This is a genomic window from Pseudomonas sp. CM25 (assembly GCF_013179705.1).
Taxonomy (GTDB): domain Bacteria; phylum Pseudomonadota; class Gammaproteobacteria; order Pseudomonadales; family Pseudomonadaceae; genus Aquipseudomonas.
This window is the reverse complement of record NZ_JABMCW010000001.1, coordinates 40,055-55,441: the sequence shown is the minus strand read 5'-3', so window position 1 is coordinate 55,441 and position 15,387 is coordinate 40,055. Positions and strand designations below refer to the sequence as shown.

The window sequence follows — 15,387 nt, the reverse complement described above, 5'->3', positions numbered from 1 at the left end:
CTCTGCTTGAACTGCTCGCTTTGCAGCACGTTGCCGTTGCCGTCCAGCTGGTTGACCCAGAAGTTGGCCTCGACGGCGATGAAGCGGCCCTCGGCGATGCTCAGGTTGCCTTCGATGGGGAAGTGGCCGAACTGCTCGGCGCCTTCACCCAGGGCGATACGGCTGGGTTCGCTGCCCACCTGCTGTTGCCAGGCCTTGTGCATCAGCACGGTGTAGTCGGCGGTGGCTTCCAGGCGGGTGGCTTCATCTTCCAGCGCCAGGCGGCGTTCGGCGTCCTTTTCCAGGCGCGGAGCACCGGCGCTCCAGTCTTCCGGGGCGAACTGGCTGGTGATGGCGGGCACACTGTTCTGCCGCACCAGGAGCATTTCTACCTGATACAAGCCTTCGGCGAAGGCGGCTGGCGCAAACAGCACCAGCAGCAGGGTCAGGCAACGGATGGCACGCATGAATCTTCCTTAGGCAGGCTGTGGGGTCAGGCGCTCGAACAGCGCCTCCAGGGTATTGAAGCGCTCGTCGGGGCGTTCCATCGGGACCAGGAAGCGGAACTGGGTAGCGCCTTCGAACTTGTAGCGTTTGGGCTGGCTCTGGATCAGCTTGATCAGGGTCAGCGGGTCGACCGGCGTTTCGGCCTCGAACTCGAGCTTGCCGCCATTGGGGCCGGCGTCGACTTTCTTGATGCCGAGCTTTTCCGCGTGCAGCTTCAGCGAGGTCAGGCGCATCAGGTTCTTGGTCGGCTCGGGCAGCAGGCCGAAGCGGTCGATCATTTCCACCTGCAGGTCTTTCAGGCCTTCTTCGTCGGCTGCCGAGGCAATGCGCTTGTACAGGATCAGCCGCGCGTGCACGTCGGGCAGGTAGTTCTCGGGGATCAGTGCCGGCAGCCGCAGGTTGACTTCCGGGCCGCCGCCCAGCGGCTGCTCCAGGTTCGGCTGAGTGCCCTTGCGGATCGCCTTGACCGCGCGCTCGAGCATTTCCATGTACAGGGTGAAGCCCACGGCCTGGATCTGCCCGCTCTGGCCTTCGCCCAGCAACTCGCCGGCGCCACGGATTTCCAGGTCGTTGGTGGCCAGCACAAAGCCGGCGCCCAGGTCCTGGGTATTGGCGATCGCCTCCAGGCGCTTTTCTGCATCGCCGGTGACTTTCTGTCGGGTGGGCGTGAGCAGGTAGGCGTAGGCCTGGTGGTGACTGCGGCCAACCCGGCCGCGCAGCTGGTGCAGCTGGGCCAGGCCGAACTTGTCGGCGCGCTCGATGACGATGGTGTTGGCGCTGGGCACGTCGATGCCGGTTTCGATGATGGTCGAGGCCACCAGCACGTTGAAGCGCTTGTGATAGAAGTCGCTCATCACCTGTTCCAGCTCGCGCTCGCGCATCTGCCCGTGGCCGATGCCGATACGCGCCTCGGGCACCAGCTCGGCGAGGTCGGCGGCGCATTTCTCGATGGTTTTCACATCGTTGTGCAGGTAGTACACCTGGCCGCCGCGCAGCAGTTCACGCAGCAGCGCCTCTTTGACCGTGCTCTTGTTCTGCTCCATGACGAAGGTGCGCACCGACAGCCGGCGCGCCGGCGGCGTGGCGATGATCGACAGGTCGCGCATGCCGGCCACGGCCATGTTCAATGTGCGCGGGATCGGCGTGGCGGTCAGGGTGAGGATGTCGACCTCGCTGCGCAGGGCCTTGAGCTGCTCTTTCTGGCGCACGCCAAAACGGTGCTCTTCGTCGATGATGGCCAGGCCCAGGTCCTTGAAGCGCACATCGTCCTGCAGCAGCTTGTGGGTGCCGATGAGGATGTCGATCTTGCCTTCGGCCAGGTCGGCGGCAGCGGCGGCGACTTCCTTGGCCGACTTGAAGCGGCTCATCACTTCCACGGTCACCGGCCAGTCGGCGAAGCGGTCGCGGAAGCTGTTGTAGTGCTGCTGGGCGAGCAAGGTGGTGGGCACCAGTACGGCGACCTGGCGGCCGCTGTGCACGGCGATGAACGCAGCACGCATGGCCACTTCGGTCTTGCCGAAGCCCACGTCGCCGCACACCAGGCGGTCCATCGGCTTGGGCGCCAGCATGTCGGCGCGCACGGCTTCGATGGCAGCCTGCTGGTCCGGGGTTTCCTCGAACGGGAAGCCGGCGCTGAAGGTGGCGTAGTCGGCGGACGGGTCGGCAAACGCATAGCCCTTGCGCGCGGCGCGGCGGGCATAGATGTCGAGCAGCTCGGCGGCCACGTCGCGCACCTGTTCGGCGGCTTTGCGCTTGGCCTTCTGCCAGGCTTCCGAGCCCAGCCGGTGCAACGGTGCCAGGGCGTCGTCGCTGCCGGTGTAGCGGGCGATCAGGTGCAGGTTGGCCACCGGCACGTACAGCTTGGCGTTCTCGGCGTATTCCAGGGTCAGGAACTCGGCAGCCTGGCCGTCGATTTCCAGCGTTGCCAGGCCCAGGTAGCGGCCCACGCCATGGTCGATATGCACTACCGGTGCGCCTTCCCGCAGTTCGGTCAGGTTCTTGATGACCGCATCATTGGCGGTTTCGCCGCGCTTGTCGCGGCGCCGACGCTGCATCACCCGCTGGCCGAACAGGGGGCTCTCGGCCACCAGGGCGATGGCCGGGTCATCCAGCACCAGACCGTCGTCCAGCGGGGCGATGGTGATCGCCAGGCGCTCGCTGCCGGTGATGAAGTCGGTCCAGCCTTCGACCGTGTGCGGCCGCAACTTCAGCCGCTCCAGCAGTTCCAGCAGCACTTCACGGCGGCCCGCCGACTCGGCAGTGAACAGCACGCGGCCGGGGAACTGGTCGAGGAAATGGGCCAGTTCGGCCAGCGGCTGATTGGCCTTGGCCTCGATCGCCAGGTTGGGCAGGGCGCGCGCGGGGAAGCGTTCGCGGCCCGCGCCAGGGTCGAGGTCTTCGCTGCTGACCACCACCCGTGGCCATTGCTTGAGCCGGGCGAAGCAGTCTTCCACGGGCAGGAACAGCTCGGCTGGCGGCAGCAGTGGCCGGCTCAGGTCGCCGCGGCGGTCTTCATAACGCCCGCGCACGTCGTTCCAGAAGTGTTCGGCGGCCTGCTCGACGCCGGGCAGCGAGAACACCTGGGTGTCGGCCGGCAGGTAGTCGAACAGGGTCGAGGTTTCTTCGAAGAACAGCGGCAGGTAGTACTCGATGCCGGCGGGGATGATGCCGCTGGCCAGGTCCTGGAAGATCGCGCTGCGGCGGAAGTCGACGTCGAAGCGTTCGCGAAAGCGCGCCTTGAAGCGGGTCACTTCCTCTTTCTGCATCGGGAACTCGCGTGCCGGCAGCAGGCGGATCGAGTCGACCTTGTCGATCGAGCGCTGGGTCTCGGGGTCGAAGGTGCGCAGCGTCTCGATTTCGTCATCGAACAGGTCGATGCGGTAGGGCAGCTTGCTGCCCATCGGGAACAGGTCGATCAGCGCGCCGCGCACGGCGAATTCACCATGCTCATAGACAGTATCGACGCAACGATAGCCACTGGCCTCCAGGCGCGTGCGCATCTGCTCCACGTCGATGGTCTGGCCCACGTCCAGCACCAGGCTGCTGCCCAGCAGGAACCGGGTGGGCGCCAGGCGGTGCAGGGCGGTGGTGACCGGCACTACCAGGATGCCGTGGGTCAGTTCCGGCAGGCGGTACAGGCTGGCGATGCGCTGGGAAATGATGTCCTGGTGCGGCGAGAACAGGTCGTAGGGCAGGGTTTCCCAATCGGGAAACGGCAGCACCGGCAGGTCTGGCGCGAAGAAGCGCAGCTCCTGTTCCAGGCGGTCGGCGGCCTGGCTGTCGGCGGTCAGCAGCAAGGTGAAGCGGCCAGCACTGCTGGCGGCCTCGGCAATGGCCAGGCTGAGGGCGGCACCGGGCAGGTTGCCCCAGGTTTGTTTGCCGGCCGTGGCCGACAGTTTCGGTAGGCGCAGAACTGACACGGGAGATTGCACTCCAAGCGTTGCGGCAAAGACACCGATTGTACCGGTGACGGTGCCGGCTGTCAGGCTCGAAAGGGCATGAACGCTGGCTTGCGTGACCGCGACAGGCGCTCATTGCCGGTTCCGCGTTGGGGCGTCATAATGTAGCCCCTTTTTTCTGTCCCTACATGTGGAAGGTTCCCGTGACTCAGAAGCCCGACCAGTGTCTTGGTGAGTGGATCGATCGTGAAGCCCTGGCTGAAGCGATGATCCCGCTTATCGGTCAGCTCTACCGCAACAACAATGTGGTGAGCTCGATTTATGGCCGCAGCCTGATCAACCGTTCGGTTATCTCGATCCTCAAGGCGCATCGCTTTGCGCGTCACCGTCAAACCGATGAAACCGAACTGTCCGTCCACGAGACATTCCCCCTGCTCAAGGCCATGAGCGAGCTGAAACTGGGCGCCGCTTCGGTCGACCTGGGCAAGCTGGCCAACAAGTTCAAGCAGGAAGGCAATGGCCGCACTGCCGAGCAGTTCGTCCGTGAAGAGCTGGCCGAAGTGGTTGGCCAGCAGAACGCCTCGGCGCGCAAAGGCACCGACGTCGTGCTGTACGGCTTTGGCCGTATCGGCCGCCTGCTGGCGCGCATCCTGATCGAGAAGACCGGTGGTGGCGACGGCCTGCGCCTGCGCGCCATCGTCGTGCGCAAAGGCGCCGAAAACGACCTGGTCAAGCGTGCCAGCCTGCTGCGTCGTGACTCGGTGCACGGCCCGTTCGATGGCACCATCACCATCGACGAAGCCAACAACACCATCACCGCCAACGGTAACCTGATCCAGGTTATCTACGCCAAGAACCCGAGCGAAGTCGACTACACCCAGTACGGCATCGACAACGCGCTGATCGTTGACAACACCGGCGTATGGCGTGATGCCGACGGCCTGGGCCAGCACCTGGCCTGCCCGGGCGCTGCCCGCGTGATCCTCACCGCACCTGGCAAGGGCGCGCTGAAGAACATCGTGCACGGCATCAACCACGGCGATATCGCTGCCGATGACAAGATCATCTCGGCCGCCTCCTGCACCACCAACGCCATTGTGCCGGTGCTCAAGGCTGTCAACGACAAGTACGGCATCGTCAACGGCCACGTCGAAACCGTTCACTCGTTCACCAACGACCAGAACCTGATCGACAACTTCCACAAGGGCAGCCGCCGTGGTCGTGCCGCGCCGCTGAACATGGTAATCACCGAAACCGGCGCCGCCACCGCTGCTGCCAAGGCACTCCCAGTGCTGAAAGGCAAGCTGACCGGCAACGCCATTCGCGTGCCGACGCCGAACGTGTCGATGGCCATCCTGAACCTGAACCTGGAAAAGGCCACCAACCGCGAGGAAATCAACGAGTACCTGCGCCAGACCGCCATGCACTCGGAACTGCACAAGCAGATCGACTACGTGGCCTCGCAGGAAGTGGTTTCGACCGACTTCGTCGGTTCGCGCCACGCCGGTGTGGTGGACGCCGAGGCGACCATCGCCAACGATAACCGCGTTGTCCTGTACGTGTGGTACGACAACGAATTCGGTTACAGCTGCCAGGTGGTTCGCGTGATGGAAGACATGGCCGGTGTGAACCCGCCAGCGTTTCCACGCTGATACGCTTGTAAGGCAATGAAAAAACGGGAACCTTCGGGTTCCCGTTTTTTATGCCTGATGAACTGATCGGGCATCTACTGTGTCTGTACTGGCCTCATCGCCGGCAAGCCAGCTCCCACAGGTACTGCGCAGGCTTCAGCCTCAGCGCTGTACCTGTGGGAGCTGGCTTGCCGGCGATGAGGCCGTGCAGGCAACCGAGAACCTGAACCTTGCGCACAGCCTTACTGTTCATCTTCCTGCTGCTCACCGCCTGCAACCAAGGCCCCACCCTGGAGCGCCTGGGCGGCCCGACCATGGGCAGCAGCTACAGCATCCAGTATGTCCGCGAACCCGGCGGCCCGGCGCCGGCTCAAGTGCAGGCGGCTGTAGAAACCATCCTTCATGACATCGATCAGCACTATTCGACCTATCGCGGCGACTCCACCGTCAGCCGCTTCAACCAGCTGCCCGCCGACCAGTGCCTGGTGCTGCCGGCCGACATGCTCGCGCTGGTCACTCTGGGCCAGTACCTGGCAGAACAGAGTGAAGGCGCCTTCGACCTCACCGTCGAGCCGCTGCTCGACCTGTGGGGCTTCGGCCCGCAGGCCCGCCACGAGCAGGTGCCCGACCCGCACGCCTTGGCCCAGGCCCGCCAGCGCGTGGGCTACCAGCATCTGCACATCAAAGGCCAGGCCCTGTGCAAGGACGCCCCGGTACAGCTCGATCTCAACAGTATCGCGGCCGGGCATGCCGTCGACCTGATTGCCGCACGCCTGCGCGGCATGGGCATAACCAGCTTTGTCGCCGAGGCCACTGGCGAACTCAAGGCGGTCGGCCGCAAGCCCGATGGCAGTCAGTGGCGTATTGCCCTGGAGCTACCCCGTGAAGACCGCCAGATCGCCCGGCAGATCATCCCGGTCAACGGCCTTTCAGTGTCCACTTCGGGTGACTATCGGCACTATTTCGAGCAGAATGGCCGGCGCTATTCGCACACCTTCGACGCCCGCCTCGGGCGCCCGGTCGAGCATGACCTGGCCGCTGTCACAGTGCTCGACAGCTCGGCGCTGCTGGCCGACGGCTACTCGACACTGCTGCTGATCCTGGGCCCGCAGCGCGGCTGGGATTTCGCCCTGGCGCATGGCTTGGCCGCGGTATTGGTGACTCGGGCGGAGGGTGGCTTCGTCTCCCGAGCTACGCCCGCGTTCGAACGGGCGGTGAAAGGCGAGTGAAAGCGCAAGCAGGGATGATTGCCGCCAGGGAATGGGTGAACCATATGTAGTGCGGGCTAAATTGGCCTACGACGCGACCAAGGGTTAATGTGCGCGGCGTTCACGCTTTATTAGACTGCACACGAATTTTCTCATGACGCCCCGGCGGCATGATCGCGCCCCGCAAGCGACCGTGGCTTGCGGGCCAGTTCTGAAGGAGTACGCATGGCTGTCTACAACTACGACGTAGTGGTGCTGGGTTCCGGCCCGGCCGGAGAAGGTGCGGCAATGAACGCCGCCAAAGCAGGGCGCAAGGTGGCGATGGTCGACAGCCGTCGTCAGGTCGGGGGCAACTGCACCCACCTGGGCACCATCCCGTCCAAGGCACTGCGTCACTCGGTGCGGCAGATCATGCAGTTCAACACCAACCCGATGTTCCGTGCCATCGGTGAGCCGCGCTGGTTCTCTTTCCCGGACGTGCTGAAAAGCGCCGAGCGGGTGATTTCCAAACAGGTGGCCTCGCGCACCGGCTACTACGCCCGCAACCGCGTCGACCTGTTCTTCGGCACCGGCAGCTTCGCCGACGAGCAAACCGTCGAGGTGGTGTGCCCGAACGGTGTGGTCGAAAAACTCAACGCCAAGCACATCATCATTGCCACAGGCTCGCGCCCGTACCGCCCGGCCGACATCGATTTCCATCACCCGCGCGTCTACGACAGCGACACCATCCTCAGCCTCAGCCACACCCCGCGCAAGCTGATCGTGTACGGCGCAGGCGTGATCGGTTGCGAATATGCCTCGATCTTCAGCGGCCTGGGTGTGCTGGTGGAGCTGGTCGACAACCGTGGCCAGCTGTTGAGCTTCCTGGACTCGGAAATCTCCCAGGCACTCAGCTACCACTTCAGCAACAACAACATCACCGTGCGCCACAACGAAGAGTACGAGCGTGTCGAAGGCCTGGACAACGGGGTGATCCTGCACCTGAAGTCGGGCAAGAAGATCAAGGCCGACGCCTTGCTGTGGTGCAACGGCCGTACCGGCAACACCGACAAGCTGGGCCTGGAAAACATCGGTATCAAGGTCAACAGCCGCGGCCAGATCGAGGTCGACGAGGCCTACCGCACCTCGGTGCCGAACATCTACGGCGCCGGCGATGTGATTGGCTGGCCGAGCCTGGCCAGTGCTGCCCACGACCAGGGCCGCTCGGCTGCTGGCAGCATCGTCGACAATGGCAGCTGGCGCTTCGTCAATGACGTGCCGACCGGCATCTACACCATTCCGGAGATCAGCTCGATCGGCAAGAACGAGCAGGAGCTGACCCAGGCCAAGGTGCCGTACGAAGTGGGCAAGGCCTTCTTCAAGAGCATGGCGCGTGCGCAGATTGCCGGCGAGCCGCAGGGCATGCTGAAGATCCTGTTCCACCGCGAGACCCTGGAAGTGCTGGGTGTGCACTGCTTCGGCTACCAGGCTTCGGAAATCGTCCATATCGGCCAGGCCGTGATGAACCAGCCGGGCGAGCAGAACAATCTGAAGTACTTCGTCAACACCACGTTCAACTACCCGACCATGGCCGAAGCCTATCGGGTAGCGGCGTACGATGGCCTGAACCGGCTTTTTTGAGCGGCTCCGACCGGTGGCCTGAGCCGGTCGGAGAGACCGATTTCAACCCTACCCGAGGGTGGTCTTGGCCAAACCGGGAAAGTCTGTAATCAGGCTGTCCACGCCAAAGTCAGCGAGCCGGCGCATCAATGCCGGTTCGTTGACCGTCCACACCGACACGTGCAAACCCTGGCCCTGCGCTTTGAGCAGGCGCTCGGGGGTGCACAGCGTCCAGTTCAATGCCAGCATCTCGCAGCCGTAGTTCTGCGCCACCTTCAATGGGTCGAGCCAGGCGTATTCGGCCACCAGCCCGCGTTTCACGTCGGGTACCAGCTCCAGCGCCGCACCCAGCACTTCGCGTGAGCTGGAGGTGATGGTGACCTTGTCCAGCAGGCCATATTGCTGGGCCAGTTCGCGGATCGCCAGCACGGTGGTGGCGGCACGGGTGCGCGAGGCGCTTTTCACTTCCAGCTGCCAGTGCTCGAACGGGCATTTTTCGAACAGTTCTTCCAGTTTCGGGATCGGGCAGGGCTGTACGTGGCCCGGGCCGCCTTTGCGCGCGTCGATCTTTACCAGGTCGGCGGCCGGGTGCTCGATCACTTTGCCGCGCCGGCCGGTAGTGCGTTTCAGGGTGGGGTCGTGGATGACCATCAGCTCGTTGTCGGCCGACAGGTGCAGGTCCAGTTCGCAGCGGCTGACGCCGTGGGACAGGCACTGGCGGAAGCTGGTCAGGGTGTTCTCGGGCGCTTCGCCCTTGGCGCCGCGATGGCCGTAGATCAGGGTCACGTTCGTTCCTTCAAATCAGGGAAAAATGGGCTCAGGAGGCGGGATCGTTCTGGTCCAGCTGCTGACGCCGTTGTTGTTGCTGACGCTGCAGTATGTAGCGGGCCAGCAGTTGACGCTGGGCGTCGGTCATGTCGATGAATTCGGTGCCCACTTCGAAGCCGCCGTCCGGGCGGGGGTCGCAATGGGTGATCTTGCCGCGCAGCAGCAGGCCATGGGCGCGCGGCATCAGCACCATTTTCACTTTGACCCGGGTGCCGGGAGCAATCTGCGTAGCTTGGGCGCACTCGATGCCACCTTCGGAGATGACCACAGGCAGGGGCTGGCCCACTTCGCCAAGCAAGGTATGGGCAACCACCGCGCTCAGCAGGTCGAGGCGCTTGTTCTGCGCACGCAGGAAGGCGGCGAGGGTGCGGTCCTTGTCGCTCAGCTGGCGCAGCAGGTGTTGCGACTCGAAGTCGGACAGGTGCAGCTCGCTGAGCAGGTTGAACAGCGGGGAATCATCTTGCAACACATCTGGGTCAAGGGCTTCGGCCGCGCTGAGGGGGCTGATTTGAAGTGCGATCCGATCTTCGATGCGGTAGTATTCGCGGCGATCTTCTTCGTCTAATGTCGTCATGGCGAACCCAAGGTAGCGGCGGTGGTCCGAGTGTAAAGCCGCCGTAGGCGCCTCGCCACAAGGACGTTCCCTTTCATCCGAACAAGCCCCGACATGTTCAGACCTCTTTTCGCATTTATCGGCACCCGTTATACCCGTGCCAAACGTCGCAATCACTTCGTCTCGTTCATTTCCCTGACCTCGATGATCGGCCTCGCCCTGGGCGTGGTGGTGATGATCGTGGTGCTGTCAGTGATGAACGGTTTCGACCACGAGATGCGCACCCGTGTGCTTGGCATGATTCCCCATGCCACGCTGGAGAGCGGCCAGCCCATTGCCGACTGGCCTGCCCTTGCCCAACAAGTAAAGCAGAATCCGCAGGTGCTGGCGGTAGCGCCGTTCACCCAGATGCAGGGCCTGCTGACCCATGATGGCAAGGTGCAGAAGGTGCTGCTCAACGGCATCGACCCGGCCCGCGAGCGCGAGGTGTCGATCATCGACAACTTCATCCTGCAGGGCCATCTCGACCAGCTGGCGCCAGGCGAGTGGGGCATCATGATCGGCGACAAGGCAGCGGCCAAGCTGGGTGTCGCCGTGGGTGACAAGCTCACCTTCGTCGCCCCGGAGGTCAGCGTGACCCCGGCCGGCATGTTCCCGCGCATGAAACGCTTCACCGTGGTCGGCACATTCCACGTGGGCGCGGGCGAGATCGACGGCTATCTGGGCCTGACCAATATCAGCGACCTGTCCCGCCTGCACCGCTGGAAACCCGACCAGGTGCAGGGCCTGCGCCTGAAGTTCGACGATCTGTTCCAGGCGCCGCGGGTGGCCTGGAGCATCGCACAGCAGCTGGGCGAGCAGGAGTACTACAGTCGCGACTGGACCCGTACCCACGGCAACCTGTACCAGGCGATCCGCATGGAAAAGGCCATGATCGGCCTGCTGTTGCTGCTGATCGTGGCAGTGGCGGCGTTCAACATCATTTCCACCCTGGTGATGGTGGTGAACGACAAGCGCGGTGATATTGCCATCCTGCGTACGCTGGGCGCCACGCCTGGGCAGATCATGCTCATCTTCATGGTCCAGGGCACGGTGATCGGCGTGATCGGCACCTTGATCGGCGCCGTGGTCGGCATTCTGGCTGCGCTGAACGTCAGTGCCGCAATCGCCGGCATCGAGAAACTGATCGGGCACAAGTTCCTCAACGCCGACGTCTATTTCATCGATTACCTGCCGTCGCAGATCCAGGCCCAGGATGTGTACATGGTCTGCGCTGCGGCGTTGGTCCTGAGTTTCTTCGCCACCCTGTACCCGGCCTGGCGTGCGGCGCGCACCCAGCCTGCAGAGGCGCTACGTTATGAGTGAGTCGCGCATGAGTGATAAAGCCGTCCTGAGCTGCCGCAACCTGGGCAAGTCCTACGACGAGGGCCCGGAGTCGGTAAAGGTATTGTCCGGGCTCAACCTCGAGCTGCACGCCGGTGAGCGCATTGCCATCGTCGGCAGCTCCGGCTCGGGCAAGAGTACCCTGCTCAACCTGCTGGGCGGCCTCGACCGGCCGAGCCAGGGCAGTGTGTGGCTGGCTGGCGAAGAGCTGTCGGCGCTGGGCGAGCGCGCCCGTGGCCTGCTGCGCAACCGCGAGCTGGGCTTTGTCTACCAGTTCCACCACCTGTTGCCGGAATTCACCGCCATCGAGAACGTGTGCATGCCGCTGCTGATCGGCCGCACACCCATCCCCGAGGCCCGTGAACGTGCCGAGGCGCTGCTCAAGCGTGTGGGCCTGGGCCACCGCCTCAACCACAAACCGGCCGAGTTGTCCGGCGGTGAGCGCCAGCGTGTGGCGATTGCCCGGGCGCTGGTCAACCGGCCCGGCCTGGTAATGCTCGACGAGCCGACCGGCAACCTCGACCACCATACCGCCCAAGGCATCCAGGAGCTGATGCAGGAGCTGTCCAGTGCCTCGCGCACGGCGTTCCTGGTGGTCACCCACGACCTTGTCCTGGCGCGCAAGATGGACCGTGTGCTGAAGCTCGACGACGGCCACCTGGTCGCCATCTGATCGACTGCACGGGGCAGCAGTTGCCGCCCCGTTTTCCTGTTTTCATTGGGTGTTTCGTACATGTTCAGACCCTTGCCCATCTTCATCGGCGCGCGCTACACCCGAGCCAAGCGCCGCAACCACTTCATCTCGTTCATCTCGATGACCTCGATGATCGGCCTGTCGCTGGGCGTGCTGGCGATGATCGTGGTGCTGTCGGTAATGAACGGCTTCCAGCGTGAAATGAGCTCGCGCATTCTCGGCCTGGTGCCGCATGCCGCCATCCTTGGCGCGCAGCCGCTGGACGACTGGCGCAAAGTGGCCGAGCAGGCCATGCGCAACCCGGCGGTGATGGCGGCAGCGCCGATTACCGAAATGGAAGGCATGCTGTCTTACAAAGGTGCGATGCAGCCGATTCAGGTGAGCGGTATCGACCCGGACGAGGAGGGCAAGGTCTCGATCGTCGGCCAGCACATTGTCCAGGGTCGCCTGCAGGCCCTGCAGCCGGGTGAGTTCGGCGTGGTCATCGGCGAGCTGACGGCACGGCGCTTCCGCCTCAACACCGGCGACAAGCTGACCCTTATCGTGCCCGAAATCAGCAAGGAGCCGGGCGGCATTACCCCGCGCATGCAGCGCCTGACCGTGGTCGGCATTTTCAAGGTGGGGGCCGAGCTGGATGGCTCGCAAGCCTACATCCACATGGCCGATGCCGGTGAGATGCAGCGCTGGGCGCCGGGCCAGGTGCAGGGCGTGCGCCTGAAGCTGCACGACCTTTACGCCGCGCCGCAGGTGTCCAAAGCGATTGTCGCCGGGTTGGGTGACGCCTACCGCGCTGACGACTGGTCGCACACCCAGGGCAGCCTGTTCAGCGCGATGAAAATGGAAAAGACCATGATCGGCCTGCTGCTGATGATGATCATCGCGGTGGCGGCGTTCAACATCATCGCCACCCTGGTGATGGTGGTGAACGACAAGGGGCCGGACATTGCCATTCTGCGTACCCTGGGCGCCACACCGGCGCAGATCATGGGCACGTTCATGGTCCAGGGCAGCCTGATCGGTGTTGTCGGCACGCTGATTGGCGGGGTGCTGGGGGTGATTGCGGCGTTCAACGTCAGCCAGATCGTCGGTTGGCTGGAGCGGGTGAGCGGGCAGCACATCTTCACTTCGGATGTGTACTTCATCAGCAGCCTGCCGTCGCAGTTGCAGTGGGGCGATGTGGCAATTATCTGCAGTGCTGGCCTGGTGATGAGTTTCCTGGCGACCATTTACCCGGCCTACCGGGCGTCGCAGGTGCAGCCGGCGATTGGCCTGGCGGTCTGATGTTTACCTGAGATTTTGGGGGCGCTTTGCGCCCCTTTCGCGACACAAGGCCGCTCCTACAGGAATCGCGCAAGTCTGCAAATACGCGGCCCCTTGTAGGAGCGGCCTTGTGTCGCGATGGGCTGCGAAGCAGCCCCGATTCACCGATCCTGGCTGAACCCGATCACAAACCGCGTCCAGCCACCCTCACACTCCGCCCGAATGCTCCCGCCATGCGCCTGCACGATCGACCGGGTGATCGCCAGCCCCAGCCCCGCATGCTCGCTGCTACCTTCCCGTCGCGCAGGGTCGACCCGGTAGAAGCGGTCGAACAATCGCGGTAACGCCGCCGCTTCAATGGACCCCCCGGTATTGGCCACGCTGATCTTCGGCCCCGCCTCCAGCGTCACCCGTATCTGCCCACCGGCCGGTGTGAACCGCAAGGCATTGTCGAGCAGATTGGACAGCGCACGGCGCAGCATATGCCGGTCGCCCTGCAGCAGGGCCTCACCCTCGCGGAGCATCTGCACATCGCTGTCCTCGGCCAGCGGCGCGTAATATTCAAGCAGTGCATCCACCTCTTCATGCAATGCCAGTGGCGCTTGACCAGGCACCAGCAGGCCATGGTCGGCCTTGGCCAGGAACAGCATGTCGTTGATCATCTGTGCCATCCACTGCAGCTCTTCGAGGTTGCCATGCAGTGCCTCGCGGTATTCCTCGAGGCTGCGCGGGCGGGTGAGGGTGACCTGGGTGTGGGTCAGCAGGTTGGACAGCGGCGTGCGCAGTTCGTGGGCGATGTCGGCCGAGAATGCCGAAAGCCGCTGGAAGGCGTCGTCCAGACGCTGCAGCATGGCATTCATGCTGGTCGCCAGCTCGGCAAGCTCTTCGGGCATCTGCGCCACCGGCAGGCGGGTAGTGAGCGAGCGGGCCGACACGCTGGCAGCCACCTGGCCCATCTGTCGCAAAGGGCGCAGCCCGCTGCGCACGGCCCAGGCCCCGAGCAGCGCCGTGGCCAGCGCCGACAGGCCGACGGTCAGCCAGATCAGGCGCTGCATGCCTTGCAGGAAGTGCTGATGGTGGGTGATATCGAGGTACAGGGTCAGCTGCGGTGACTGCGGGCTATCCTGTGCCAGGCGTACGGCCAGGCTGCGGTAGTCGGTACCAGGGGTGTGCAAGGTGGCAAGCCCGGCGGCTGGCGCCGGCGGCAGACCGCTGCGGCTTTCGAACCAGGTGGCGCCGTCGCTGCCACTGATGCGCAGCGCCAGGTCGGCCTGGTGGCTGAGCTCATTGCGCAGGGCAGGCAAGCGGGCCTGCAGCTCGGTGACGGCGGCAAGGCCGGCCAATTGAGTGCGAAACAGCGACAGACGCGAGTCCAGCAGTTGCTGGTCCAGTTCGACGAAGTGCTGCTCGCTGGCCCGGTTGAACAACAGACCGGCGCCCAGCGAGACGGCGGCGGTGCAGGCGGCGAACAGCAGCGCCAGGCGGCTGCCGAGGGACACCCGGCGTATCATTCGGTGCGCTCTTCGAGCACGTAGCCCATGCCGCGCACGGTGTGGATCAGCTTGTCGGGGTGTGGGTCGTCGATCTTCAGGCGCAGGCGGCGGATGGCAACCTCGATCACATTGGTGTCGCTGTCGAAGTTCATGTCCCACACCTGCGAAGCGATCAACGATTTCGGCAGCACCTCGCCCTGGCGGCGGAGCAGCAATTCGAGCAGGGCGAATTCCTTGGCGGTCAGGTCGATGCGCTGCCCGGCACGCTCTGCGCGGCGCCGGATCAGGTCCAGGCGCAGGTCGGCCAGGCCCAGGAGGGTGTCCTGGCTGGGGCTGGCGCCGCGGCGCAGCAGGCTGCGTACCCGCGCCAGCAATTCGGAGAAGGCGAACGGTTTGACCAGGTAATCGTCGGCGCCCAGCTCCAGGCCATGCACCCGATCCTGGACGGCGTCGCGGGCAGTTAGGAACAACACGGGTGTGTCCAGGCCGGCCTGGCGCACGGCCTGGAGGATCTGCCAGCCGTCACGGCCGGGCAGCATCACGTCGAGAATCAGCAGGTCGTGGTCGCCGCTCAGGGCCAGGAACTGACCGGTTTCGCCATCGGCGGCCAGTTCGGTGGCAAAGCCAGCTTCGCTCAGGCCCTGGCTCAGGTACTGCCCGGTGCGGGCCTGGTCTTCGACGATCAGCAGTTTCATGCGCTGTCCACTATCCGAGGGTTTGCTCCCACAGGGGGCGATTTGATGCTTGAAATGATACGTGACTATCCCGCGCCTCGCCCAAGCTGACAAAGTTGTAATCTGCCTGTCAGGTAGCTGCCAGTCGCCCGTGACTAAGGTGGCCTCATCCCGTTGTCT

12 protein-coding genes are annotated in these 15,387 nt (G+C 64.3%); 6 read left to right on the top strand and 6 right to left on the bottom strand.

Features of this window, described 5'->3' with window-relative positions:
- Together HP546_RS00265 and mfd are read right to left on the bottom strand one after the other, a co-directional pair.
- Positions 1-446: CsiV family protein (locus tag HP546_RS00265; RefSeq protein ID WP_172218536.1), on the bottom strand; the 446-nt coding region annotated here is incomplete at its 3' end.
- A gap of 9 nt (positions 447-455) precedes the next feature.
- Positions 456-3,905 carry a transcription-repair coupling factor gene (gene mfd, locus HP546_RS00260; protein WP_172218534.1) on the bottom strand — a complete coding sequence of 1,150 codons (3,450 nt, stop codon included), beginning with the start codon at positions 3,903-3,905 and terminating at the stop codon, positions 456-458.
- A 167-nt stretch (positions 3,906-4,072) separates the two neighbouring features.
- Here mfd and HP546_RS00255 point away from each other — a divergent pair, with 167 nt between their 5' ends.
- The 3 genes from HP546_RS00255 (at position 4,073) to sthA (ending at position 8,343) form a co-directional block, all read left to right on the top strand.
- The gene (locus HP546_RS00255) at positions 4,073-5,536 is read left to right on the top strand and encodes a glyceraldehyde-3-phosphate dehydrogenase (protein ID WP_172218532.1); all 1,464 of its coding nucleotides are present in this window, start codon (positions 4,073-4,075) and stop codon (positions 5,534-5,536) included.
- A 209-nt stretch (positions 5,537-5,745) separates the two neighbouring features.
- On the top strand, positions 5,746-6,744 hold the full coding sequence (locus HP546_RS00250) for an FAD:protein FMN transferase (RefSeq protein WP_172218530.1): 999 nt from the start codon (positions 5,746-5,748) through the stop codon (positions 6,742-6,744).
- A gap of 204 nt (positions 6,745-6,948) precedes the next feature.
- Positions 6,949-8,343, top strand: coding sequence for a Si-specific NAD(P)(+) transhydrogenase (sthA, locus tag HP546_RS00245; protein ID WP_172218528.1), 1,395 nt, complete (start codon positions 6,949-6,951; stop codon positions 8,341-8,343).
- 48 nt (positions 8,344-8,391) lie between these two features.
- Here sthA and HP546_RS00240 read toward each other — a convergent pair whose 3' ends face one another.
- Positions 8,392-9,108, bottom strand: a complete 717-nt coding sequence (locus HP546_RS00240; protein WP_172218526.1) for a glycerophosphodiester phosphodiesterase — start codon at positions 9,106-9,108, stop codon at positions 8,392-8,394.
- Positions 9,109-9,139: 31 nt separating this feature from the next.
- Positions 9,140-9,724: a PilZ domain-containing protein gene (locus HP546_RS00235; RefSeq protein WP_172218524.1), complete on the bottom strand. Its 585-nt coding sequence runs from the start codon at positions 9,722-9,724 to the stop codon at positions 9,140-9,142.
- Between the two features lie 93 nt (positions 9,725-9,817).
- Here HP546_RS00235 and HP546_RS00230 point away from each other — a divergent pair, with 93 nt between their 5' ends.
- From HP546_RS00230 to HP546_RS00220, 3 genes are read left to right on the top strand one after another with little or no spacing between them, the layout of a single operon-like run.
- Positions 9,818-11,068, top strand: coding sequence for a lipoprotein-releasing ABC transporter permease subunit (locus HP546_RS00230; RefSeq protein WP_172218522.1), 1,251 nt, complete (start codon positions 9,818-9,820; stop codon positions 11,066-11,068).
- A 7-nt stretch (positions 11,069-11,075) separates the two neighbouring features.
- Positions 11,076-11,759: a lipoprotein-releasing ABC transporter ATP-binding protein LolD gene (gene lolD, locus HP546_RS00225; RefSeq protein WP_172218520.1), complete on the top strand. Its 684-nt coding sequence runs from the start codon at positions 11,076-11,078 to the stop codon at positions 11,757-11,759.
- Positions 11,760-11,819: 60 nt separating this feature from the next.
- On the top strand, positions 11,820-13,061 hold the full coding sequence (locus HP546_RS00220) for a lipoprotein-releasing ABC transporter permease subunit (protein ID WP_172218518.1): 1,242 nt from the start codon (positions 11,820-11,822) through the stop codon (positions 13,059-13,061).
- A 140-nt stretch (positions 13,062-13,201) separates the two neighbouring features.
- Here HP546_RS00220 and HP546_RS00215 read toward each other — a convergent pair whose 3' ends face one another.
- Together HP546_RS00215 and cinR are read right to left on the bottom strand one after the other, a co-directional pair.
- Complete coding sequence (locus HP546_RS00215) at positions 13,202-14,551, bottom strand: heavy metal sensor histidine kinase (protein ID WP_172218516.1); 1,350 nt, start codon at positions 14,549-14,551, stop codon at positions 13,202-13,204.
- Entirely contained in the window at positions 14,548-15,228 is a 681-nt protein-coding gene (cinR, locus tag HP546_RS00210; RefSeq protein WP_172218514.1) for a two-component system response regulator CinR, read from the bottom strand. Before cinR ends, HP546_RS00215 begins: the two co-directional genes overlap by 4 nt.
- Positions 15,229-15,387 lie beyond the last annotated feature (159 nt).